The 23,481-nt window shown below is 63.1% G+C and carries 25 protein-coding genes; 14 read left to right on the top strand and 11 right to left on the bottom strand.

Annotated elements, in window-relative coordinates:
- The first annotated feature begins 210 nt into the window (after window positions 1-210).
- The 8 genes from C7G61_RS13380 (at window position 211) to C7G61_RS13345 (ending at window position 8,541) form a co-directional block, all read left to right on the top strand.
- Window positions 211-1,659 (top strand): 6-hydroxynicotinate reductase, encoded by a 1,449-nt coding sequence (locus C7G61_RS13380; RefSeq protein WP_108515042.1) that lies wholly within the window; start codon window positions 211-213, stop codon window positions 1,657-1,659.
- On the top strand, window positions 1,656-2,564 hold the full coding sequence (locus C7G61_RS13375; protein ID WP_108514650.1) for a UPF0280 family protein: 909 nt from the start codon (window positions 1,656-1,658) through the stop codon (window positions 2,562-2,564). The genes C7G61_RS13380 and C7G61_RS13375 overlap by 4 nt, the downstream gene beginning before the upstream one ends.
- Before the next feature lie 20 nt (window positions 2,565-2,584).
- Window positions 2,585-3,169, top strand: coding sequence for an amino acid synthesis family protein (locus C7G61_RS13370; protein ID WP_057833511.1), 585 nt, complete (start codon window positions 2,585-2,587; stop codon window positions 3,167-3,169).
- 24 nt (window positions 3,170-3,193) lie between these two features.
- Window positions 3,194-4,396: an ABC transporter substrate-binding protein gene (locus C7G61_RS13365; protein ID WP_108514648.1), complete on the top strand. Its 1,203-nt coding sequence runs from the start codon at window positions 3,194-3,196 to the stop codon at window positions 4,394-4,396.
- A gap of 284 nt (window positions 4,397-4,680) precedes the next feature.
- Entirely contained in the window at window positions 4,681-6,570 is a 1,890-nt protein-coding gene (locus C7G61_RS13360; RefSeq protein ID WP_108514646.1) for an ABC transporter permease, read from the top strand.
- Window positions 6,567-7,358 (top strand): ABC transporter ATP-binding protein, encoded by a 792-nt coding sequence (locus tag C7G61_RS13355; RefSeq protein ID WP_108514644.1) that lies wholly within the window; start codon window positions 6,567-6,569, stop codon window positions 7,356-7,358. The genes C7G61_RS13360 and C7G61_RS13355 overlap by 4 nt, the downstream gene beginning before the upstream one ends.
- Window positions 7,355-8,059 carry an ABC transporter ATP-binding protein gene (locus C7G61_RS13350; protein ID WP_108514642.1) on the top strand — a complete coding sequence of 235 codons (705 nt, stop codon included), beginning with the start codon at window positions 7,355-7,357 and terminating at the stop codon, window positions 8,057-8,059. Before C7G61_RS13355 ends, C7G61_RS13350 begins: the two co-directional genes overlap by 4 nt.
- Before the next feature lie 26 nt (window positions 8,060-8,085).
- Entirely contained in the window at window positions 8,086-8,541 is a 456-nt protein-coding gene (locus C7G61_RS13345) for a MarR family winged helix-turn-helix transcriptional regulator (protein ID WP_108514640.1), read from the top strand.
- A gap of 22 nt (window positions 8,542-8,563) precedes the next feature.
- Here C7G61_RS13345 and C7G61_RS13340 read toward each other — a convergent pair whose 3' ends face one another.
- Both C7G61_RS13340 and C7G61_RS13335 read right to left on the bottom strand, forming a co-directional pair.
- On the bottom strand, window positions 8,564-9,229 hold the full coding sequence (locus C7G61_RS13340; protein ID WP_108514638.1) for a hypothetical protein: 666 nt from the start codon (window positions 9,227-9,229) through the stop codon (window positions 8,564-8,566).
- Between the two features lie 2 nt (window positions 9,230-9,231).
- Complete coding sequence (locus tag C7G61_RS13335; RefSeq protein WP_108514636.1) at window positions 9,232-10,632, bottom strand: selenium-binding protein SBP56-related protein; 1,401 nt, start codon at window positions 10,630-10,632, stop codon at window positions 9,232-9,234.
- A gap of 366 nt (window positions 10,633-10,998) precedes the next feature.
- On the opposite strand from C7G61_RS13335, the gene C7G61_RS13330 reads away from it, so the two are divergent.
- From C7G61_RS13330 to C7G61_RS13320, 3 genes are read left to right on the top strand one after another with little or no spacing between them, the layout of a single operon-like run.
- Window positions 10,999-11,661: a TetR/AcrR family transcriptional regulator gene (locus C7G61_RS13330; RefSeq protein ID WP_108514634.1), complete on the top strand. Its 663-nt coding sequence runs from the start codon at window positions 10,999-11,001 to the stop codon at window positions 11,659-11,661.
- A gap of 13 nt (window positions 11,662-11,674) precedes the next feature.
- Window positions 11,675-12,487 (top strand): crotonase/enoyl-CoA hydratase family protein, encoded by an 813-nt coding sequence (locus C7G61_RS13325; protein WP_108514632.1) that lies wholly within the window; start codon window positions 11,675-11,677, stop codon window positions 12,485-12,487.
- A gap of 22 nt (window positions 12,488-12,509) precedes the next feature.
- Window positions 12,510-13,361: a crotonase/enoyl-CoA hydratase family protein gene (locus C7G61_RS13320; RefSeq protein ID WP_108514630.1), complete on the top strand. Its 852-nt coding sequence runs from the start codon at window positions 12,510-12,512 to the stop codon at window positions 13,359-13,361.
- Window positions 13,362-13,406: 45 nt separating this feature from the next.
- Here the strand turns inward: C7G61_RS13320 and C7G61_RS13315 are convergent, their stop codons facing one another.
- The 4 genes from C7G61_RS13315 to C7G61_RS13300 all read right to left on the bottom strand — a co-directional run bounded on the left by C7G61_RS13315 (window position 13,407) and on the right by C7G61_RS13300 (window position 17,664).
- On the bottom strand, window positions 13,407-13,832 hold the full coding sequence (locus tag C7G61_RS13315) for a DUF4399 domain-containing protein (RefSeq protein WP_108514628.1): 426 nt from the start codon (window positions 13,830-13,832) through the stop codon (window positions 13,407-13,409).
- Window positions 13,833-13,850: 18 nt separating this feature from the next.
- Window positions 13,851-15,413: an SUMF1/EgtB/PvdO family nonheme iron enzyme gene (locus C7G61_RS13310; protein WP_108514626.1), complete on the bottom strand. Its 1,563-nt coding sequence runs from the start codon at window positions 15,411-15,413 to the stop codon at window positions 13,851-13,853.
- Between the two features lie 237 nt (window positions 15,414-15,650).
- Complete coding sequence (locus C7G61_RS13305) at window positions 15,651-16,340, bottom strand: hypothetical protein (RefSeq protein WP_108515040.1); 690 nt, start codon at window positions 16,338-16,340, stop codon at window positions 15,651-15,653.
- 124 nt (window positions 16,341-16,464) lie between these two features.
- The gene (locus C7G61_RS13300) at window positions 16,465-17,664 is read right to left on the bottom strand and encodes an amidohydrolase family protein (protein ID WP_108514624.1); all 1,200 of its coding nucleotides are present in this window, start codon (window positions 17,662-17,664) and stop codon (window positions 16,465-16,467) included.
- 145 nt (window positions 17,665-17,809) lie between these two features.
- On the opposite strand from C7G61_RS13300, the gene C7G61_RS13295 reads away from it, so the two are divergent.
- Window positions 17,810-18,583, top strand: a complete 774-nt coding sequence (locus C7G61_RS13295; protein ID WP_108514622.1) for a ferredoxin--NADP reductase — start codon at window positions 17,810-17,812, stop codon at window positions 18,581-18,583.
- Between the two features lie 10 nt (window positions 18,584-18,593).
- Here C7G61_RS13295 and C7G61_RS13290 read toward each other — a convergent pair whose 3' ends face one another.
- The gene (locus C7G61_RS13290) at window positions 18,594-19,307 is read right to left on the bottom strand and encodes a helix-turn-helix transcriptional regulator (RefSeq protein ID WP_190241792.1); all 714 of its coding nucleotides are present in this window, start codon (window positions 19,305-19,307) and stop codon (window positions 18,594-18,596) included.
- Between the two features lie 233 nt (window positions 19,308-19,540).
- On the opposite strand from C7G61_RS13290, the gene C7G61_RS13285 reads away from it, so the two are divergent.
- Together C7G61_RS13285 and C7G61_RS13280 are read left to right on the top strand one after the other, a co-directional pair.
- Window positions 19,541-20,518, top strand: coding sequence for a threonine dehydratase (locus C7G61_RS13285; RefSeq protein ID WP_108514618.1), 978 nt, complete (start codon window positions 19,541-19,543; stop codon window positions 20,516-20,518).
- A gap of 10 nt (window positions 20,519-20,528) precedes the next feature.
- Entirely contained in the window at window positions 20,529-21,125 is a 597-nt protein-coding gene (locus C7G61_RS13280; protein WP_108514615.1) for a LysE family translocator, read from the top strand.
- A gap of 342 nt (window positions 21,126-21,467) precedes the next feature.
- Here C7G61_RS13280 and soxA read toward each other — a convergent pair whose 3' ends face one another.
- Genes soxA through soxX form a run of 4 tightly spaced genes read right to left on the bottom strand, consistent with a single transcriptional unit; the run spans window position 21,468 to window position 23,478 of the window.
- Window positions 21,468-22,241, bottom strand: a complete 774-nt coding sequence (soxA, locus tag C7G61_RS13275) for a sulfur oxidation c-type cytochrome SoxA (protein ID WP_244608279.1) — start codon at window positions 22,239-22,241, stop codon at window positions 21,468-21,470.
- Window positions 22,238-22,558, bottom strand: coding sequence for a thiosulfate oxidation carrier complex protein SoxZ (soxZ, locus tag C7G61_RS13270; protein WP_108514611.1), 321 nt, complete (start codon window positions 22,556-22,558; stop codon window positions 22,238-22,240). Before soxZ ends, soxA begins: the two co-directional genes overlap by 4 nt.
- Window positions 22,558-23,037, bottom strand: a complete 480-nt coding sequence (locus tag C7G61_RS13265; RefSeq protein ID WP_108515038.1) for a SoxY-related AACIE arm protein — start codon at window positions 23,035-23,037, stop codon at window positions 22,558-22,560. The genes soxZ and C7G61_RS13265 overlap by 1 nt, the downstream gene beginning before the upstream one ends.
- A 9-nt stretch (window positions 23,038-23,046) precedes the next feature.
- Window positions 23,047-23,478, bottom strand: coding sequence for a sulfur oxidation c-type cytochrome SoxX (soxX, locus tag C7G61_RS13260; RefSeq protein ID WP_244608278.1), 432 nt, complete (start codon window positions 23,476-23,478; stop codon window positions 23,047-23,049).
- Between the last annotated feature and the right edge of the window lie 3 nt (window positions 23,479-23,481).

Below are 23,481 nucleotides of genomic sequence, written 5' to 3'. Positions count from 1 at the left end.
AAGCCGCACGATCCCGCGCTGCAGTGCGCTGCTCGCTTTATGAACAGAGCGGCGAGGCAAATGAGGTATTATGCGGCAAGTCGGGCCTTTCGCGGCAGGGGCCGCTTGACAGCGTTTCCGTCCGCGCGCAACATCATTCGTATACGAACAAAGTGATCGGGCCGTGAGGAAGCGGCTCCGATCGGCGCCTTCTCGACTGCAGGCTTGTTCATGACCGATGCGACCGTCGCCGGTGGCGACAAGATCCGCTGCGATGCCTGTCCGGTGATGTGCTACATCAAACCGGGCGCGGCCGGCGCGTGCGATCGCTATGCCAATCACAACGGTGAACTGGTGCGCGTCGATCCGCATATCGTGCTGGAACAGACGGTATCGCATGGCGGACGGCTGGTGCCGTTCCAGGCCGGCGGCGGCGATTGGGATGGCAAGATCGTCCACGAACCGAACGTGTTCGTGACCGCCATCGGCGCCGGCACCACATACCCGGATTACAAGCCCGCGCCCTTTATCGTGTCATCGGAGATCGATGGCGTCGACATGGTCACCGTCGTGACCGAGGGCATCTTCAGCTATTGCGGCGTCAAGGTGAAGATCGACACCGACCGCTATCTCGGCCCGGAGACGGCGACCGTCCGCGCGGAAGGCGAGGCGATCGGCCATGTGACGACCAGCGAGTACGGCTCGCAGATGCTCTCCCTCGGTGGCGTGCATCATCTGACCGGCGGCTCCAAGAAGGAAGGCCGTGTCACCTGCGACGCGCTAATGGACCTCTCCAACTGCAAGCCGGTGGAACTGACGATCGATGGCGGCGCTACCGTCGTGGTGCAGGCCGGCTATCCCCCCATCGTCAACGGCGTTGCCGAAGAGCGCATGAGGGTGGGCTGCGGCTCGGCGACGATCGGCATGTTCGCCAAGCAATGGCATGGCAAGGTCGATGAAGTCGTGGTCGTGGACGATCACATCACCGGCGTTCTCTCGGAACACCAGGCCGGCAAGCTGCTCGATATTCCCGATACCGGGATCAAGATGAAGGGGCGGCGCTCGACGCCGGGCCGGTATTTCCAGGTCGCCGAGCCTGGCACCGGCTGGGGCGGCACCAATATTTCCGATCCGCTGTCAGTGCTGGGGCCGTTCAATCCAAAGGAGGCGCGGCCCGGCCTGACCATGCTGATGGTCTCGACCACCGGCGAGCACGCGGCCTATTACGAGCTTGATGAAGCGCTGCGGCCGATCGAAAAGCAGATGCCACCCGATCTTCGGTTCTCGGTCGAGCGTATCCAGGAAAATTGCGAACCGGCGCTATGCACGGTGCTGTTCATGGGCGGCGCCGGCGGCTCGCTGCGTGCCGGCGTCACCGACAATCCGGTGCGGCTGACGCGCTCGGTCAAGGATGCGCTGACGCGGGTCACCAGCGGCGGTGCGCCTGTGTATGTCTGGCCGGGCGGGGGCATCACCTTCATGGTTGATGTGACGCAGATGCCGGCCGGCGCCTTCGGCTATGTGCCGACACCGGCGCTGGTGGCGCCGATCGAGTTCACGCTGCGGCTTTCCGATTATGCCGCGCTCGGCGGGCACATGGATCACGTCCGTCCGCTGGCGTCGTTGCGAGACAATACCGAGCTCCGTCCGATGCCTTACATCCCGGGACGGCGCGCATGAAACGGCTGCCGCAAATCGCGCTTCTTCCGGACGGCAAGCGGTTGCATTTGCAGGACGGTCCGATTGATCTGGTCATCGAGGCGAAGGGCAGGGAAGGCGGTGTGCGCGCTGCGTATGAGGCGGCGGCGCGGCGCTTTACCGGCCTGCTGGATGAACTCTGCGAGGAGTTGGTTGAACTCCGAATGGCCGCCGATCCGATTCGATGCCCACTGAAGGGCGTCGTCGCGCGCCGCATGCATGCGGCTGTCGTGCCGTTTGCGACCGAAGAGTTCATCACGCCGATGGCAGCGGTGGCGGGGAGCGTCGCTGAGGAGATTCTCGGCGCGATGCTTGCCGCCGCACGGCTCGACCGCGCCTACGTCAACAATGGCGGTGACATCGCGCTGCATCTCGCCGGCGGCGAGCAGTTTACCGTGGGCCTGATGGATCGGCCCGACCGGCATGGCCTGATGCGAACGATTGACATCGACGCCGACGATCCGGTGCGGGGCATCGCGACCAGCGGACGGCACGGCCGCAGTTTTTCGCTGGGGATCGCGGATGCCGTCACCGTGCTGGCGAAAACGGCATCTCAGGCAGATGCCGCCGCCACCATCATCGCCAACGCGGTCGATCTGCCAGGTCATTCCGCGATCATCCGTTGCTCGGCGAACGAACTGCAGCCCGATAGCGATCTCGGCGCGCGCCTTGTAACCCGCGATGTCGGCGTGCTCGGGGAAAGCGAAATCGACGATGCGTTGAGGGCAGGGGTGAGCCGGGCACAGCAATTGCTTGCGGCGGGATTGATCGAAGGTGCGGCCTTGCGTCTACTAGGCGAGACGGCCGTGGTGGGTGCAACAGGGATCAAGGCAGGCGCGGCGCCGGCGTTTCATGGAAGCACACTGGAAAGAGTAGCGCATGTTTGATCGGAAGCGAGGCTGATAAAATGAGCGCGATCATTCGCAAGATCGTCACGGTGGTCGAGGAGACTCATCTCGAGATGGGTCAGAAGGTTGCGCCGCCGACCCGGCGCGCAGCGGCGATCGCCGTGATCGAGAATCCCTTTGCAGGCCGCTACGTCGAGGATCTCTCGCCGTTGATCGAAATCGGTGAGGAGCTCGGCGATCTACTTTCCAAAAGAGCGGTGGCGGCGCTCGGCATCGACGGCGCCAAGGCGCACAGCTACGGCAAGGCCGCAGCCGTCGGCGAAAACGGCGAACTGGAACACGCGGCCGCGATCCTGCATCCGAAAATGGGTGCGCCGGTACGGAAAGTTTTGAGCAAGGGCGCGGCGCTGATCCCGTCGTCGAAGAAGCGCAGCGGTCCCGGAACGACGCTGGATATTCCGCTCGGCCACAAGGATGCGGCCTTCGTGCGCAGCCATTTCGACGGGATGGAAGTGCAGATCAACGATGCGCCGCGCGCCAACGAGATCATGGTGGCGGTTGCGGTTACCGACAGTGGCAGGCCGTTGCCTCGCGTCGGTGGACTGACGGTTTCGGAAGTCAAAGGCGAAGACGGTTTAAGATAGTTTCACAGTACATTGGAGGTAGGGATGCTACGTAGACACGTACTTGGAGCGGGTTTGGCGATCGCGGTGGCCGGCATGGCCGGCAGCGCCATGGCACAGAGCGAGATCAAGATCGGCGAGATCAACAGCTATTCGCTGTTGCCTGCCTTCACCGAGCCCTATCGCAAGGGCTGGCAGCTCGCGGTCGAGGAAGTCAACGCCGCGGGCGGCATTAACGGCAAGAAGCTCGTCGTCATCTCCAAGGATGACGGCGGCAAGCCGGCAGACGCGCAGACCGCGGCCAACGAACTGGTGTCGAGCGAGAACGTGGCGATGCTGACCGGCACGTTCCTATCCAACATCGGTCTGGCCGTCAGCGATTTCGCCAACCAGAAGAAAGTATTTTTCCTGGCGGCAGAACCTTTGACCGACGCCATCACCTGGTCCAAGGGCAACCGCTACACATTCCGGCTTCGTCCTTCCAACTATATGCAGGCGGCGATGCTGGTGGAAGAAGCCGCCAAACTGCCAGCCAAGCGCTGGGCGACGATTGCGCCGAACTATGAATACGGCCAGTCGGCGGTCGCGGTGTTCAAGAAGCTGATGTCGGAGAAGCGTCCGGACATCCAGTGGGTCGACGAGCAGTGGCCGCCGCAGGGTAAGATCGATGCGGGCCCGGTGGTGCAGGCGGTTGCATCAGCCAATCCCGAAGCGATCCTCAACGTCACCTTCGGCGCCGACCTGGTCAAGCTCGTGCGCGAGGGCAATACGCGCGGCCTGTTCAAGGGACGCTCGGTGGTGTCCTTCCTCACCGGCGAGCCGGAATATCTCGATCCCTTGAAGGACGAGACGCCCGAGGGCTGGATCGTCACGGGTTACCCCTGGTACGACATCAAGACGCCGGACCATGACAAGTTCCTGAAGGCGTATCAGGCCAAGTACAACGACTATCCGCGGCTCGGCTCGATCGTCGGCTACCAGACCATCAAGGCGGCAGCGGCAATCCTTGCGAAAGCCAATTCGACCGATCCGGAGAAGCTGATTGCCGCGACCGAAGGCCTGTCGATGCCGTCGCCGTTCGGCGAAATCACCTTCCGCAAGATCGATCACCAGTCGACGCTCGGCGCCTATGTCGGCAAGACCGCGCTGAAGGACGGCAAGGGCGTGATGGTGGACTCGGTCTATCGCAAGGGGGCGGACTATCTCCCTGGTGATGCGGAGGTTGCCAAGCTGCGCCCGAAGGATTGAACTTCTCTCTCTCCCTCTCCCCGCCCTTCGCGGGGTCGAGACGAGCGAAGCTCGCTCTTAGAGGGTTGGGGTGAGGGGCTCTCTCCGCGAGTCCTATGCAAGTCGATAGACCTGTACCCCCTCACCCGGATCGCACCGGACGATGCTTCGCATCGCCGAGGCGATCCGACCTCTCCCCGCAAGCGGGGCGAGGTAAGACAGAAAGACCTCATCCTGAGGAGGCGCGAAGCGCCGTCTCGAAGGATGAGGGGCCCGCTCTGACGATTGCACCAACCGGACCGCCCATGGCTTTTTACTTCGTTCAGTTCCTGACCGGTCTCGCCAGCGCGGCGTCGCTGTTTCTGGTCGCGTCGGGGCTGTCGATTATCTTCGGCGTGACGCGGATCGTGAATTTCGCCCATGGCGCGTTCTACATGCTCGGCGCCTATGTGGCGTTCACGCTGACCGAGCGTTTCTCCGGCGCGCTCGGTTTTTGGGGCGGCATCGTCGTCGCGGCGCTGGTCGTCGCCGTTATCGGGGTGCTGGTCGAGATGGTACTGCTGCGGCGGATCTATCATGCGCCGGAACTGTTCCAGTTACTCGCGACCTTCGGCCTGACCTTGATGGTGCAGGATATCGTCGTGCTGATCTGGGGACCCGACGATCTGCTCGGCCGCCGCGCGCCCGGCTTCAAGGGGGCGGTCGATTTCTTCGGACAGAATATCCCGAGCTACGACCTGTTCCTGATCGGGCTCAGTCCGGTCGTGCTTGGCGTGCTCTGGTTGTTGTTCCAGCGCACGCGCTGGGGCGTGCTGGTGCGCGCGGCAACGCAGGACCGCGACATGGTGGCGGCGCTCGGCGTCAATCAGAAATGGCTGTTCACCAGCGTGTTTGCACTCGGCGTCTTTCTCGCAGCGCTTGGCGGCGCGCTGCAGATTCCGCGCGATGCCGTGCATCACGCGCTGGACCTGCGCATCATCGTCGACGTGTTCGTGGTGGTGGTGATCGGCGGGCTCGGCAGCATCATCGGCGCCTTCGTCGCCGCCGTGCTGGTGTCCGAACTGAACGCCTTCGGCATTCTCATATTCCCGAAAATCTCCATCATCCTGGTATTCCTGGTGATGGCGGTCGTGCTGATCGTGCGGCCATGGGGCCTGTTCGGCAAGCCGGAGGCCGCCGCACGCCGCACGCCGGGGCTGACCGTCAATCCGTGGCGACCGCTGACCTCGGGCGAGCGGCTGATGTCGATCGGCGCGCTGGTCCTTGCGGCCATGCTGCCGCTGTTCGCAGGAAATTACGCGCTGACCGTCGGCTCGGAGATTGCGATCTTCGTGATCTTTGCCGCAAGCCTGCATTTCCTGATGTCGGTCGGCGGGCTCGCCTCGTTCGGTCACGCTGCCTATTTCGGGCTCGGCGCCTATGGCGTTGCGTTCCTCGCCAAGGCGGCGGGACTGCCGATGATCGTCTCGCTACTGCTGGGCCCCTTGCTGGGCCTGCTCGGTGCAGCCGTGTTCGGCTTCTTCGCCGTGCAACTGTCCGGCGTCTATTTCGCGATGCTGACATTGGCCTTTGCGCAGATCGTCTGGTCGATCGCGTTCCAGTGGGTCACGGTAACCGGCGGCGACAACGGCATTTTGGGCGTCTGGCCGGACAAGTGGGCCGCGGGCCCGGCCAGTTTTTACTGGCTGTCGCTTGCGATCGCCGCGCTTGCGGTGACGGTGTTGCGGGTGATCGTATTCTCGCCATTTGGTTTCGCGCTGCGCGCGACACGGGACTCGCCGCTGCGTAGCGAGGCGATCGGCATCAACGGCAAACGCGTACAATGGACGGCCTTCGTCATATCAGGGACGGTTGCAGGCATCGGCGGCGCGCTGTTCGCCTATCTGAAGGGAAGCGTCTTTCCGGACAGCCTCGGCATCTCGCTGTCGGTGGACGCGCTGGTCATGGTGCTGCTCGGCGGCGTCGAGACGGTTTCCGGCGCGGTCATCGGCGCCATCGTGTTCAAGGCGGCGAACATCTGGCTGGTCAGCCAGACCGATCTCTCCAAGCTGGTGCTGGGTGGCTTCATCGTGCTGATGGTGGTGGCGTTCCCCAAGGGAATCGTCGGCACGCTGGAGGCGATCTGGAATCGCCGGCGATCCTCCGACGACAAGAAATCTGCGCTCGCCACCTCCCGGGTAGAGGTTGCCGAATGAACATGGTCCCCACACTGCTGTCGGTCGAGGGCCTCAGCAAATCCTATGGCGGCGTCCATGCCGTGCGCAGTGTTTCGTTCGAACTGCGCGCGGGCGAAATCCTCGCGCTGATCGGCCCCAACGGCGCCGGCAAGAGCACGTGTTTCGACATGCTCAACGGGCAGAACACACCGGACAGCGGCCGGATCACGCTGCTCGGCGAGGAGACGGTCGGCCGGAAGCCGCGCGCGATCTGGCGGCTCGGCGTCGGGCGTACGTTCCAGATCACTGCGACGTTCCCGACCATGACCGTGCGCGAGAACGTGCAGGTCGCGCTGGTGTCGTATGGACGGCAATTGTTCAATCTCTGGGGCTCGACCGCACGCTACGCGCGCGAGGAGGCCGGCCGGCTGCTCGATCTCGTCGGCATGGGCGCCTATGCCGGGCGTCCGTGCGGCGAGCTGGCCTATGGCGATCTGAAGCGGCTGGAGCTTGCCATCGCGCTCGCCAACCAGCCGAAATTATTGCTGATGGACGAACCGACCGCCGGCATGGCGCCGCGCGAGCGGATCGAACTGATGCGGCTGACCGCGCGCATCGCCCGCGAAAAATCGATCGGCGTACTCTTCACCGAGCACGACATGGACGTGGTGTTCGAACATGCCGATCGCATCCTGGTGCTGAACCGCGGCAGCCTGATCGCCGAAGGTTCGCCCGAGCAAGTCCGCGGCAACCCGCAGGTGCGCGCCATCTATCTCGGCGAAGGCCTGGTCTACGACGCACGTCACCGCGAGGGAGCCGGCGCATGAAGCTGCAGGTCGCCGATCTCAACAGTTTTTATGGCCCGGCGCATATCCTGTTCGATATCGCGCTCGAAGTCGGCGAGGGCGAGGTGGTGGCGCTGCTCGGGCGCAACGGCGCCGGCAAGTCGACCACGTTCCGCTCCATCGTTGGCCTGGTCGAAAATCGTTCGGGGCGGATTGTCTTCGAAGGCAAGGACGTCTCGCGCGAGCCGACGCATGCGATCGTGCGCGGCGGGCTCGGTTATGTGCCGGAGGAGCGGCGCATTTTCACCGACCTGACGGTCGAGGAAAACCTCGAAGTCGGCCGCCAGCCGAAGCGGCCGAATGCGCCGCAGTGGACGCGCGAGAAATTGTTCACGCTGTTTCCTAATCTCGGCGAAATGCGCAACCGCCCGGGCGGACGCATGAGCGGCGGCGAACAGCAGATGTTGACCATCGCACGGACGCTGATGGGCAATCCGTCGCTGGTGCTGCTCGACGAGCCGTCGGAAGGGCTGTCGCCAAAAATCGTCGAGCAGATGGTCGAAGCCATCCTCGCGATGAAGCGAGAAGGCGTCAGCATCGTGGTCTCGGAGCAGAATCTGCATTTCGCGCGGCTGATCTCCGACCGCGCCTACATTATCGAGCGTGGCAAGATCTGCTTCGGCGGCACGATGGCGGAACTCGACGCGCGGCCGGACGTCCGGGACGCGCATCTGTCGCTGTAGCTGGTAGCAAGGGAAGAGGCGGGAAAATGGGGAGGAGTGTTTCGCCGAAACGAGCCGTCAAGCCTGCGCGGCCGTCTTACATTCTCGACGAGCAGATCGGTTTCATCCTGCGCCAGGTCTGGCAGCGTCACGCCACCATCTTCGCCCGCGAGATCGGCATCAACTTGACGTCGGCGCAATGGGCGGCGCTGGCAAAACTGACCGAGACCGGACCGTGCTCGCAGAACCTGCTCGGACGGCTGACGGCGATGGATGTTGCGACCATCAAGGGCGTGATCGACCGCCTCACCGCGCGCGGCTTGACCGAGACCAGCCCGGACCCCGAGGACGGCCGCCGCCTGCTGGTGAGTCTCACCCGTGCCGGCCAGCAACTGGTCGAAAAAGCCGCGCCGAACGCGCTTGCGATCTCGCGGGAGACGCTGGCGCCACTCGATGCGAAGGAGCGCGAGACACTGATCGCGTTACTCGACAAGCTGCGTTGAATAGCCGGCCGCGGCTGCCGCGCTAGGCGACATTGAGCGCCAGTGCGATAGCGCCGACCAAAATAAGGCTGACGGCCCAGGTCGTATCCAGATTGAACCAGCTCTGCGATATGAATTTGAGGCCGAGATAGCGGTAGGCGAGCCACGCGCAGCATCCGCCGGCGGCAACCATCGCGGCGGCGTGGACAATGGCAACCAGAACGGCCATGCCGAGATTGGCGTTGATGAGCGTGCCGGCGGCCTGGTGGCCGCTGTCGAGTTCGGCTTCCCGGCAGAGCCCGAGATAGATCGGCACCAGCATCAGCGCGGCGCCATGGGCGAGCGCCACGGCGAATGACCACAGCCCCAATTGCGCCGGCGATATCCGCGCCAGGACTCTCGGATGGCGCCGGTTGGCCAATCGATAAAGACCGAAGGCGATGACGAGGAGGCTGGCGCCGATCTGTATCGTGCGCTGCCATTCGACGACGGCAACGAGCAGAGCGAAGGGCAGGATCACCAGCAGCATCGCGAGCAGATGGCCGGCCGTGAGCGGCCAAAGCGCGGCCACTAGCGCCCGCGGACTCTTCTCCATCAACCCGGCCGAAACGGCGAGCGGCCACCCCATGCCCGGGTTGACGCCATGGTAGAGGCCGCTCGCGATGACAGCCAGCCAGAGCCAGGCAGGTGTCCAGTCGGCTGCACTCAATTTCAAACCGACGGATAGCAGAATGAATCCGTCGAACAGTCACCACCGTCGAGCCGAACCTGGTGTGACCGGTATCCGTCGGGGAAATTGACCCAGTAATCCCTAGCCAGTTCGAGGCCACCGTCCGGCTTCGCATTGGCCATCACCATGGCGCCCGGGACACCATCGGGATAGAACTGGTTGTCCCACGTCGAGTACAGCGAGTTGGTCCAGTACACCCGCTTGCCGTCGCGGCTGATCTCGACCATCTGCGGACCGCCTCCAAATGCCTTGCCGTTCGGATGCGGCGTGCGGCGCGTGATGCCGCCAATGTGTACCGAGCCGGCAAGCCTTGGCTTTCGCGGGTCTCTGACATCGTATTGACGCATCTCGCCGGTGCCCCAGCAGGCGACGTAGAGGAATTTGTCATCCATGGACAGGTCGATGTCCGTCACCAGCGGCGGCACTGCGCCAAAGCCCTGCAGCAGCGGCGGCAATTGCTCCTTCGGTGCTGCCTCGGGCGGGATCGTCGCCGTCTTCTCGACGTGAAACTTGCCGCCCTCGCGCCACCAGGTCCAGATCGAGCCTTCGAGATTTGTGGTGTCGACCACGGCGCCCAGAAAGCCGTACTCGCGAACCGGATCATGCGCGGGACGCACTTCCAGCCCCATCTGATGATTGGCCCCGAGATCGATCGTCTGCACGTTTCGCCGGGCCCGCAGATCCCAGAAGTGAATATGGTGACCGTACTTGTTCGAGAGCAGATCCTCCGGCACGATTCCGTTCTCGAACTGCGGCGGCAACCCCCACTCGCTCGTCACCATGTAGTCGCGTGGCAGGTTCCACCAGAAATCATAGTGCATTGTCTGGGGGCCGCGATCGATCTCCCACCGTCCGAGCACCTCGAATGTCTCGCAATCCATGATGAAAACGCCGGGCGGTCCGTCGGTACCGTTCTTGCCACCGCCGCCCAGCGTAGAGACGTAAATGCCTTCCGGCCCGCAATGAACGGTGTGGGGCCGCGAGTATCCGGTCTTTTTGAAGATTTCCTCCGGCTCGATGATCTTGTGGATCGCCGCCTTGGTGGGATCCGGCTTCGTATCGACGATGTAGATGCGGGAAGACCGCATGCCGGGGATGATGAGATAGCGACGCTCGAGGAAGGCATGTCCGGTGAGCGGCGATAGTGACGACGAGCAGGCGTTCCAGCCGAAATGGTGAAACTCGTCGCCCTTGTTCGGCATCGTCACGGTGTGAACGACCTGGCTGTAGCTCTGGGAATTCGGATTGACGTCGATGACTGCGAGTGCGTCCGGCTTTGAAGAGTCCGGGCTGAGCAGCACGGTGTAGGCGAAGCTCTCCGGCGGAGCTTCCATGGCAAGCTTTGGCGAAGCGTGAAACGTGGGGTCGGGCCGAATGTTCATCGTACTGCCTCCCTGTTTGCCTCGATGAATAGCAACACGGCTCAGCGGCATGCAGCAGCAAGAAATGCCCGGCGCGTTAAGTTCCTCTCGCGAGTGCCGCCGGCCGGGGTTTGCGCAATCGACCATACACCCCAATACGGCAGGCGAAAATAACGATGGTGCGACCGATCCGCGCCGCGTTAGCACGGCTTCGATCATCGCCATTCCGCTCGCGACTATTTGCAGGACGACGCCCTGCGTCGTCCGCGCTCCTTGCCCCGTGCAATCGATCGAGCGTTGACTTGATGTGCGCCGCCATATTGGCGCGCCTTTAAAAATCACTGTTACTATTGACGTCATAGCAAATGGTTTGATAACACTGTTATCATGAGCAAGCCCGCAACCGCCGCAAAGGACTGGTCGGACGTCGTGAAGGGGGCGAAGCGCGAGCTTCTGCTGCGCGCCGCGCGCGACGAGTTCGCCGAGCAGGGGCTCGAAGGGGCCACCATGCGCGGCATCGCGGTTCGCGCCGGCTGCACGACGGGCGCGATCTATCCGCTGTTCGACAGCAAGGAGGCGATCTATGCCGAACTGCTGAATCAGTCGCTGGCAGCGCTCGATGCCTGCGTCGCCCAGGCCGTGGCTAAAGCGCGGACGCCGGAAGCGCAGGTCGAGGCGGCCTGCGGCGCCTTCCTGAACTACTACCTCGATCACCGGTTCGAGATAAATCTGGGCCTCTATGCGTTCCGCGGCCTCAAGCGGCTCGGCGTCGGCAAGCCGTCGGATGAGGAACTCAACCAGGCGCTTTGGAAGGTGCTGGAACGCATCGCGGTGCCGCTGACCGAAGTGCGCGGCCTCAAGCCTTCAGAGGTTCGGCCGTGGGTGGCGCTGCTGACCAGCCAGATGATCGGGGCGCTCGTGCTGCAGATCGCGGGCCGGCTGGATTTTCTGCAAACCGGCGCGCAAACGCTGCTTCGCATGATGCTGGCGCAATGCCTTGCGTCTGCGGCGCCGAAGAACGCGAAGGCCGCACGCAAATCAAGACAGTAAGGGAGTAAGCGAAATGGTCCGGATCGAAAAGCAGGGCGCGGTGTGGACCGTCATCCACAGCCGGTTTGCAGAGGCGCGCAACGCGATGGATCCCGCCAGCGCGGACGCGCTGGCGCAGGCCTTCAGGGAATTCGACGCCGACGGTTCCGCCAGCGTCGCCGTGTTGTGGGGCGAGGGTGGTGCATTCTGCGCCGGCTGGGATCTCAAATTTGCCAGCACGCTGTCCGATCGCGAGGCCTTTCAGCGCCATGTCGCCGATGGCCTGGCGTTCCCGACCGGCGCTAACCCTGCGCCGCGCGGTCCGCTAGGACCGACGCGGCTGGAATTGTCGAAGCCCGTGATCGCCGCGGTGGAGGGGCCGGCGGTGGCCGGCGGCATGGAGCTCGCGCTGTGGTGCGATATCCGCGTGATGGCCGAGAGCGCCTATTTCGGCGTCTATTGCCGCCGCTGGGGAATCCCGCTGCTGGACGGCGGCAGCGTGCGTCTGGCACGGCTGGTCGGCCAAGGCCGCGCGATGGAAATCATTTTGACAGGGCGGAAGGTGCCGGCGGACGAAGCACTGCGCATCGGCATGTGCGAGCAGGTGGTCGAGAGCGGTGGCGCCCGCGCCGCGGCGGAAGCCATGGCGCGTGAGATCGCGCGGTTTCCGCAAGCGGCGGTGCGGGCTGATCGGCGCTCCGTGGTCGAGACGTATGGTTTGCCGGTTCGCGAAGCCTTGCGTCAGGAATGGACCAACGGCGTCGAAGCCATCTTCAAGGAAGGCGCCAGCGGCGCCGCGCGCTTTGCAGCCGGCAAGGGCCGCCACGGCGACTTTGCCAAGATCTGATCTTTTTTCAGGGGAGCCGCACATGGCCAAAGTCCTCTACGAGCGCGACGGCCGCATCGCCCGCATCACGCTGAACCGGCCGGAAGTCATGAATGCGATCGACGACGAACTGCCGGGCGCGCTCGCGGACGCGGTCGCGCGCGCCGACAACGATCCGGGCGCGCATGTGATCGTGCTTGCGGGGGCGGGCCGAGCGTTCTGCGCCGGATATGACCTGACGGCTTACGCCTCCGGCAACAAAGGCTACACCCAGAAAATGCCGTGGGATCCGATGCAGGACTACGCCCGTATGTCCGACAATACCAACAAGTTCATGAGCTTGTTCCGCTCCAAGCGGCCGGTGATCTGCAAGGTGCACGGTTTTGCGGTGGCTGGCGGCTCCGATATCGCGCTTTGTTCGGATATAATCGTGATGGCGGAAGACGCCCGCATCGGCTATCCGCCGGTTCGGGTCTGGGGCTGTCCGACCACGGCGATGTGGGTCTACCGGCTCGGCGCCGAAAAGGCCAAGCGCATGCTGTTCACCGGCGACAAGATCACCGGGGTCGAAGCGGCGGCGCTCGGCCTCGTGCTGAAAGCCGTTCCGGCCGACAGGCTCGACGACGAGGTCGACGCACTCGCGCTCCGGATGGCGACGGTGCCGCAGAACCAGCTCATGATGCAGAAGCTGATGGTCAACCAGGCGCTCTACAACATGGGGCTGATGGGGACGCAGATGATCGCGACCGTGTTCGACGGCATTACCCGGCATTCCCCCGAGGGGCTGAACTTCAAGCGGCGGTCGGAGGAGATGGGCTGGAAGCGCGCCGTCGACGAGCGCGACCAAGGTACCTTCGACTGGACCACCAATCAGCCGATCACGCGAAACAGGTAATTCGAAGTGCAACGATGCAAAGTTGGCGGAGAGTTCTGCTCTGCTCTATCTGACCGTGATGGTAATTTTCTGTGAGACCACCGGAGGAACGTGCGGGTAGTGTTCGGCATCGCCGAGCACGAGCTGAAGCGTGTACTTGCCGGGTGGAAGTTCGATCCGGGCTTCGGTCTGCCCCGCCCCAAAATGCAGATGTGACTTGTCTTGCGGGATCGGTTCGTTCGGATTGAGCGGCTCGTTCACATTGACCAGAAGATGATGATGGCCGCTGTTTGGATAATTGTCTCCGGCGTGGGTCACGCCCATGTTGCGCAGACCAAAGCGGCACCAAAATCCACCTTTGATGGAGGCGCCGTTCTGCGGCCACACGAAATAGAGAAGGGCATCCTTCGCTGCTGGCTTTCCCTGAGCGCACGCGGCGAACGGCAGGCAAGTGAGCGCTGCTGACAGAGCGATCCACTGCATCACCTTCATGACTGCCTCTCACGCTCCTCAGGGGGATAGTGCGACGCGGAACCCGTGGGTGGGATATCTCACGTTGGTGTCATAGCTGCCGCGGCTTGACGTCCGGGCATAGTCTGAGTCCTTCCTCCAGGAGCCGGAACGGATGACGTGCGAGGGACATCCATTCTCGACCCACGCTGATCCGTCCGCCGGAGCGCCTTGATAATTTCTGTGCCAGCAGTCTTCGACCCATTGATCGACGCCGCCGCCCATATCGAATAGCCCAAACGGATTTGGCTTCAGGCTGCCGACCTTGACCGGCTGATCGACGGCTGGAATGTCACTGCAGTTCTTGCAATTGACCATGCCGGGCTGAAGCTGATCACCCCACCAAAATTTGGTCTGCGTGCCGCCGCGCGCTGCATATTCCCATTCGGCTTCGCTCGGCAGCCGATACGGCTTGCCGGTGGTTTCCGCGAGCCACGCGACATATTGCTTGGCGTCGCTCCAACTCACGTTTGCAACCGGCGCATCGTCCTTTCCGCTCGCGGTGAATCCGCATGCCTTTGCAGCGGCGCATGCGTTCCACTCCCGCACGGAGACGGGAAATTTCCCCATCGCAAACGGCTTGACCGTCACCTGACGGACCGGCTTTTCCGAAGGATCTTCGTTGCTGCCCATCGTGAAGCTGCCACCCCTAAGTGAAACCATCTCGGGCTCTCGAACCGAGGCGGCTGCCTGCGTTGACGGCGGGGTCTGGGGAGCGGCGGGAGATGCCGACGGCGCTGGCGGCGCCGCCTGTTGTTGAGCTGGCGCAACGGAAGGCGAGGGTTGCGGCGTCGCTTGTTGTTTTGCTGCAGGCGCAGGCGCCTTCGGCGCTTCCGCCGGAGATGAAACGGGAGCCGACGCCTGTTCTGTCGCCTTGCGAGGTTGCCACAGCGTGTACCAGAGAGTGCCGCCCGCAATGATCAGTAATGCAAGAACAAGCAGGAAGGCCAGGATCCTTTCGCGTCGTCTCCGATTCTCGTGCAGTGCGGCTGGGTCGGGAAGCACGCGATAGACCCGGACCGGGTCGGTGATGTTCTTGACATGGCGATCACCGAGAGATTCGTATCCGCAAACCAGCTTGTGCTTTATCTGCTCGTAGATGCCGCCGGAGATATAGACTTCGCCGGGCTTGGCTATGCCTTCAAGCCGCGTGGCGATATTGACGCCGTCGCCGTAAACGTCGTCGGTTTCGATGATGACATCGCCAAGATTGACGCCAATTCGATACTCGATCCAATGATGCTTCGGCAGTGCCGCGTTGCGTCCCACCAGATTTTGTTGAATCACGATGCTGCAGCGGACGGCTTCGACAGGACTATCGAAAATCGCGATGAACCCGTCGCCGGTGGTTTTAACAAGTCTGCCGTGATGTTCCACGATACTGGGTTCGATGAGATCGCGCTCGATGCGCTTGACACGGTTGTGCGTGCCTTCTTCGTCGATCTGCATCAGGCGGCTGTAACCGGAGATATCGCCTGCCACGATGGCCGCAAGGCGGCGCGGCATTGGTTCGCGCGGTGGCGCGCCAAATCGGCCTGACTTGATGTCACGAATCTGGGCCATGGCTCGGATTGTTCCAAGAGCTGTAAATGACAGCGTGAGGCAAACAATCTTTCCAGCGGCCAATAGGGTAGCATATTGGGGGTATGTCGCAAGCGAGCGGGCGACGGCCACGAATGCGTGGAACCGTCACCGATAGCGGTCAGACTGATTTCGACCAACCACCGGTATGTATCGATCGGATACTGTGGCACGCTTACCCGCATCGAACGAGCGGGTTTCAACGCTAGCGCGCGTAGCTCAATCCCGTCCCGGCCATTTGGCGCGATAGCGGATTTCGCTGCCGTCGCCGTTGGCTTGCCATGGTCCAAGCTCCGAAGCATGCGGCGCCTTGGCCGACAGGCCGATGAGGTAAAGTCGGTCGGGCTGGTCTTTGACCTTGATCTCCAATTGCCGGTGCGCGGTGCGGAACGCCAGTTCGACGTCGCCCGCGATCACCGGCCTGTCGCCGTCGCTACGGAACTGGTTGAAGCGGGGCTCACCCGGCATGCGGTTGATGTCGGTCTGCAGTTCGATCGCCATCGCACGGGCGGAATTCGGTAATGTCGCTCCGACGGGGAGGCGCACCTCGAAGACGAGAAGTGGGGTGGCGGCATTCGGGTTGAGCCAGGGCGTCGCCGTCGTGACGGCGTAAACATAGTAGGACGTGCCGGCCGCGACGCAGAGTGCGACGACAACGGCAAGTGCCTTCAGGCTGTTACGGAGAACTCCGCCGGTGTTTTCTCCGCCGCGCAGCCGCGTCGTCAGCGTCGTGCCGAGGACGAGACCCGCGATCGCGCCAAGCGGCGCGAGCACCAGCAGCGCCAGAATACCCGACGTGATGGGATCGGCGCGGTTTCCGAAGCCGACCAACTCCAGGATCAGCAGTGTGGCGATAAAGCCTGCGACCGCACCGATGACCCCGCCGGCGACTTGCAGCGAATTCTTCACGTATCCCTCGATGACCAGAGCCAATAGACTGCCATTAAGGCAGCCCGGTTTTGTCGGGGCTGGCCGGCAATTCGTTCACCGCTTTCGAGGCTTAACGTAACTTTCTCAGATACGCCTGCGCACATCAATGCCCGATGATAATCTCCGGCACCTTTCCGGCCGGCGGCGTATTGCGGCTGCGCTGGGTGCGGACGATGCCGTCGATGATGGTCATGCCGATGCCGGGCAGGTCGCCGAGCTGCACGCTTTCCAGGATGTTCTTGCCGGGCGAATGCTGCGCCTTGTCCATCAGGACGAAGTCGGCGGAGCGGCCGACTTCGATGATGCCGCAATCCAGCTCCCGCATGCGCGCGGTGTTGCCAGTCGCCAGGCAGAACGCGAGTTCGGCGGGCAGGTCGCCGAGCGAAGACAGCATCGAGACCATGCGCAAAATGCCGAGCGGCTGCACGCCGGAGCCGGCCGGTGCGTCGGTGCCGAGAATGACACGATGCAGGTCACCCATCTCGCGCGCGATGCGCAGCGTGAACAGCGCCGAGCGCTCGTTGCCGTTGTGAACCAGTTCCAGCCCGCGCTTGCAGCCCTCGCAGATGCAGCGGATCTGGTCGTCGGGCAGGGCCGTGTGGCCACCATTGATATGGCCGACCACGTCGGTGTCGGCCTCCAGCACCACGTCCTTGTCGATCAGGCCGGAGCCGGGAATTGACGGCCCGCCGGTGTGGATCGTGCTCTGGATGCCGTATTTGCGCGCCCAGCCGACCATTTTGCGCGCGGTCGGGCCGTCCTTGACGCCGCCCAGGCCCACTTCGCCGAGCAGCTTCACGCCGGCCGCGGCCAACTCCTTGAAGTCGTCTTCCACCATCTCGCATTCGATGACCGGCGCGCCGGCATGAACCTTCACGCCGCCCGGGCGCAGCGTCCAGAATGCGCGCTGCGCAAAAATCGCCATCGCCTTCAGGCCCACGACATCGCGGGGACGGCCGGGCATGTGCACCTCGCCCGCCGAGATCATGGTGGTGACGCCGCCATGGAGATAGCTGTCGATCCAGTTGGTCTGGTTCTGCCGCGGCGTCCAGTCGCCGGCGACGGGATGAACGTGGCTGTCGATCAGGCCGGGCGCGACGGTGGTGCCGTTGGCATCGACCACGGTGGTGGCGCCCTCGGTATTGACGTCCTTGAAGCGGCCGATCGCGGTGATCTTGCCGTTCTCGGCTACGATCGTGTCGCCGTCCAGGATCGGCTTCTCCAGGGCCCCCGACAGCAGCAGCCCGATATTGCGGATCACCAGCTTGCCAGGTCCGGTCGCCTGGGGTGCATCGTGGGCCATGGTTTTTCCTTTTGGTTCAATGCCTTCGCCGGACATTCTGCCCGGCTTGACGATCGGATCAAGCTGGATTATTCATTCGTATACGAATGATCGTATACAAATGATTTGAGCATCGCAATCGGCCTCCAGCGACGGGATCGGCAAGATGAGCAATTTCAACCAGGAAAGCGTGCTGAGCGTCCATCACTGGACCGACACGCTGTTCAGCTTCACCACCACCCGCGATCCCTCGTTTCGTTTCAGAAACGGCGAGTTCACCATGATCGGATTGAAGGTCGGGGAGAAGCCACTGCTGCGCGCCTACTCGGTCGCCAGTGCCAATTACGAGGACCGGCTCGAATTCTTCTCGATCAAGGTGCCGGATGGCCCGCTGACCTCACGCCTCCAGCATTTGAAGCAGGGCGACGAGATCATCGTCAGCCGCAAGGCCACCGGCACGCTGGTCATCGACAACCTCGAAGACGGCCGCAACCTCTATTTGATCGGCACCGGCACGGGCTTGGCCCCGTTCCTTTCCGTGATCAAGGATCCCGAGACCTATGAGCGGTTCGAGAAGGTGGTGCTGCTGCACGGCTGCCGCCGGGTGAAAGAACTCGCCTATGGCGAGATGATCACCGAAAAGCTGCCGAACGACGAGTTGATCGGCGAATACATCCGCAACCAGCTGGTCTATTACCCGACCGTGACGCGCGACCCCTTCCGCAACCGCGGCCGTATCACCGATCTCATCAACTCGGGCAAGCTGTTCGCTGACATTGGCCTCGCCTCGCTCGATCCCGCGCATGACCGCGTCATGATCTGCGGCAGCCCGGCGCTGTTGACGGATACGCGTGCGCTGTTGACGGGCAGGGGCTTCGTCGAAGGCAATCACGGCGAGGCCGCGCAGTTCGTGGTCGAGAAGGCGTTCGCGGAGCGCTGAACCAAAGCGTTTACCGACGAAGATGACTCGGCGTCACTCCGAGCCGGCTTCGAAACGTGGCCGTCATGTGTGCGTGCGAAGTGAAGCCGGAAGCGAGCGCGACGCTGCTCAGCTCAAGGGCATTCATTTGCAGAAGCGTCCGCGCCCGCGAGATCCGGCGATCGATGATATAGTCGTGAGGCGCCTTCCCGATGGAAGCCTTGAAGGCGCGGCTGAAAAATCCAGTCGAGAGGCCGAGACTTTTGGCCAGTTCCTGCACCGTTAGTTTGTCGTCAAGCCGGGCATCGATCAGTTCATCGACATGCTTGAGGCGGCGGGCGGTCATCCAGGAGCCGGCGCGCGGTCTGGTTTCATCCCGTCCCATGACATGGCCGACACGATCGGTCAGCGTATCGAGCCAATACTCGAAGGTGACTGGATCGACAGGATCACCTGCCAGCAGGATTGCCCTGAGGTTTTGCGCGGCGCGTATCGCAATCGGGTCCACCGCATCGCTGAAACGGCGGTCGCGGAAGCGTGCCGCTGCCTGCTCCGGAGAGATCACAATCCTCAGATATTCGCCGCCATGGTGCGATTGCGAATAGACATCACAACTCGGCGGTACATAGGCCAGTCCGTTCGGCCTTGCCCGGAAACCGGTCCGGCGGTCCGTCGCAAAGGCATGGACACCTGTCTGGCTTTCGAATGCAAAGCCTACGATCGCCGCGTCAGGCGTAAAGGCCACATCGTAGGGACATCGAGGTAGCAACTCTGCAACGCAATGGCCAACGTGAGCGCGCCGCGTTCTAGGCAAGTCCCCTCGCTGGGGCTGGTGTTGTCTGCTTTTGTCCATGATTGACCATATCAGACATTGTCAAAGTCCGGCACCGGCAGACCGGTTCTTCGCAAGCTTTTGGGTCAGATTCTTGAAAGCCGCGCCCTCGGCGCACTGATATCAGTCGGAGTCAGTGAGGCTGCATGACACTGCATTTTACCATCGACGAGCTTGAGGCCGCGACGACTGTCGTCCGTACTTTTGTGCCGCAAACACCGGCGTATGCCTGGCCGCTGCTTTGCAAGCGGTTCGGCATGGAGATTATCGTCAAGCATGAGAATCACACTCCAACAGGATCATTCAAGGCGCGTGGCGGTCTGGTCTATGTCGATGCCTTGCGCAGCCATGGCCGCCTGCCAAACGGCCTGGTTACCGCGACACGCGGCAATCACGGGCAATCCGTCGCAGTCGCCGCCATTCGAAATGGACTGCCTTGCGTTGTCGTCGTTCCGGAAGGCAACTCCGCTGAGAAAAATGCCGCAATGGAGGCATTTGGCGCTGAGCTGATGATTGCCGGCAGGGACTTCGACGAAAGCCGGGCTGTTGCAGCGAGCATCGAGCGCGAACGCGGGTATCACCTGATTCCGTCATTTCACCGTGATCTTGTGAAGGGTGTTGCGACCTATGCTCACGAACTGTTCACGGCCTGGCCTGATCTGGACGTCATCTATGTTCCGATCGGCATGGGCTCCGGCATCTGCGGCCTGATCACCGTGCGCGATCTGCTCCGGCTCAAGACGGAGATAGTCGGTGTCGTGGCCGACAATGCACCGGCCTTCGCGCTGTCGTTCGAAGCCGGGCGGCCGGTGCCTACGGCGTCGGCAAAGACGTTCGCCGACGGGATGGCATGCCGCGATCCTCAGATTGAGCCATTCGAAATCATCAAAAGTGGCGCGGCACGCATCGTCCGCGTCACCGACGATGAAATCGCGGAGGCGATTCGCGTCATCTATTCCGACACACACAATATCGCCGAAGGCGCAGGGGCAGCGGCGCTCGCGGCGCTGATCAAGGAAACGGCGCGACAGGCCGGAAAGCGCGTTGGGGTCATCCAATGCGGAGGCAACATCGACATGTCGGTGTTCCGGCAGGTCCTCGGCGGCCAGACCCCACAGGCATGACAGGGCGGCGATGTCGGAGTTGCTCGTTTCACTTATCGTCTTCGCGGTCGTTGCGACGGCGACGCCAGGAGGCGCGACGACGTTGGCGACAGCTTCTGGCGCACAATTCGGATTCACGCGAAGCGTTCCGCTTATCGCAGGCATCGTGACCGGGCTTGCCTCGCTGGCTGCCGCGGCGGGCGGCGGGCTCGGAACCATAGTGCAATCCGTTCCCGAATTGCAGGCAGGACTGCGTATCACCGGATCTGCTTATCTCTTGTGGTTGGCGTGGACGATCGGCCGTCTCGGTGCTCCGGCTTCGAGGAAAGTTGCCGCGGCCTCACCGATCGGCTTTTTCAAAGGTCTCCTGTCGCTCTGGCTAAATCCAAAGGGCTGGACGATGGCGTTGGCTGCAGCCTCGGCCTACGCGGGTCTTTCGGACAAGCCCTTGCGTCTCGCGATTCTGTTGGGCGCCGTCTTTGGATTGGCTGCAACGCTGTCGCTGACGCTCTGGTGCATGGGCGGTCGCTGGCTTTCGTGCGTCCTGACAACTGAGATGCAGTGGCGCATCGCAAATGTCATCCTCGGTCTCTTGCTGGCGGCCTCGGTCGTGCCAATGTGGCGCTAGCTAGTGCGGGATGAGATAAGGTTGGGCCATGACGACGGACCATTTCCTTCTGGCGCCCCGGACCCAACGCCGCGCGAGGGCTGCGAGCCGGGGCCCATTCTACTTTGCATGGGGTTGTTTTCGTAATTTTGTGTCCGGGCACCTGCGGGGGTCCGCCCATAGCGCGTCGAAGACGCGCGTGAACGCGCTGGCGGAGGCCGTTCGCGCTGCATCCAGGACACGAGATCGCTTCGCGCTTACGGCGAATCGATTCAACTCCGACCCATCATGCTCGGGACTGCGCAGGTCGGACTTGCGTCGATCATGCGCATTAACGAGTCCACGACCGCGAGCAACTCGGCACTAGGGCCGCACCGCCGGCGCTTCCATCGGCATCCCGCGCGCCCGTGACATTAGATACAATTCCAGTTCGACCAGTTCCGGTGCGCCGTAATCATAGGCCTGCGCCCGGATGCCGGTGATGCAGGCGCGCAGGCGCCGCTGCAGCGATCCAAGCGACTGCCATTCCAGCCGGTAGAGCGGGTAGCCGGTCGGGTGTCCCTGCGTGATTGCGGAACCCGCGAGCCGCTTGTCCCAATTGTCGTCATGGCAATTGGCGCAGCCGAGATTGAGCTGGCCCTGCCGCTGCATGTAGAGCTCGCGTCCTTTGGCGATGAACGGCGCGAGCTGTGGGTCGGCGCCGGTTTCGATTCGCACGCCTTGCGACTGCCGCGCGACGAAGGCCGTGAGCGCCAGCAGTTCGCGGCTCTCGAAGGGCAGCGGCGTCGCCTGCTGGTGGTTGCTGCGGCACGAATTGATGCGCTGCTCCAGATCGACAGGGCGGCCGGTTGCCTTGTCGAGGGCTGGATAGCGGGCGGCCACGCCCTTCATGCTGGTGCGGGCATCGTCGTGGCAGTCGGCGCAGGCCTTGTTGGCGGTGCCTGGCTTGCGCTTCCAAAGCGCCTCGCCGTCGAGCACCCAGAGCATGCCGGGATTGGCGGTATCCTCGTCCTGCATCGCCTTGGTGTCCGGCTTCATGAAGTCGTAGCCGGAGCGGCGTTCGGCTTGCGGGATTTCGGCGGCGGCAACGGCGCCCGCCATCAATAGGGCGGCGGCTATGGCGCCGACACGTCTCATTCGACGGATATCGAGGCGGAAGCGGTTTCGGAAAACCCCTGGTCGCCGGTCCATTCGAACTCGAACTTGCCGCTCTCCGTCGCGGTGGTGAAGAAGGTAATGAAGGGGTTGGCGGCGATTGCCGGAAACAGGTCGGCGCGGAAAATCTCGCTGCCGTTGAAGCGGCACGTAAAGCTAGTGATGATGTTGCGCGGCACGACTTCGCCTGAAGCTTTATGGCGATAGCCGGTTTCCATGATGTGCGACATCAGCGTCTTGATCTCGATAATGTCGCCGCGTTTGGCTTTCGCTGGAACGTTGATCAGTGCCGAGGTCATCAGATCACCTCCTCGGTGCAGGCCGCCAGCGTCACCACGACGTCAACGCTGGCCGACCAGAACGACCCGTCCGAGAGCTTTGCGATCGCCACGATCTTCTGGCTGTCGGCGAGACGGATGCGGGTCGAAACCTGCGCGCGGCCGTTATGCGGACTGAGATGGAAATTGGCGATGTTCGGCTGCGGATTCTTTTCGTTGAAGACATGGATGCTCCGGACATGATCCTCCGGGGCCATCGGGTGCGCGACGGTGACCGTCATCGGTACGGTGTTGCCGTTCTCGACCAGCGGCGGGATGTCGAGCTTGACCTTGCCGGACTGCACCGCCGCGCCGCCGGTGACGTTCTGGATCGCTGACGCCAGCATCGCGGGCGTCGCCTCGGCGGGACGGACAATCACGACCGGGAGCGCGCCGAGCGCGGCCGCGCCACCGGCGAGGCCGAGGAACTGGCGGCGTGATGAATTTGGCAGTTGCTGCATCATTGCTTCCTATTCGCGCAAGCTTACGAGATACGCCACGATATCCTCGATCTGTTCGGCCGACAGGATCGACTTGCCGCGCCACAGCGTCCCGACGCGATCGAGGCCGTCCACGCGGTAATAGGACGGCATGATGGTCGCGGCATTGAGACGGGACGCGTCCACCAGCCGGAGCCGAAGCTGGCCCTCGGACGCGCGGCTGCCGGAACCGGAAAGATCAGGCGCCAGGTCGCCCTGGAATTTCTGTTCGGGAAATGGGCCGCTGTGGCAGAGGATGCAAGTGCTGGAACGTTCGACGACGAGGGCCCGTCCGCGCGCGGCATCACCGGCCGCGCCGGTCAGCGAGCGCGGAATGGCATCGCCGATGACGGCATAGCTGCGAAGTTCCTGCGCGGCGGCACCGCCGGGCAGGGCCAGGAGCACTCCGGCAACGATCAGCACTGA

The organism is Bradyrhizobium algeriense, from assembly GCF_003062295.1.
Classification (GTDB): Bacteria; Pseudomonadota; Alphaproteobacteria; order Rhizobiales; family Xanthobacteraceae; genus Bradyrhizobium; species Bradyrhizobium algeriense.
Note: the sequence above shows the minus strand (reverse complement) of the source record. Positions and strands in the feature narration are given on the sequence as shown.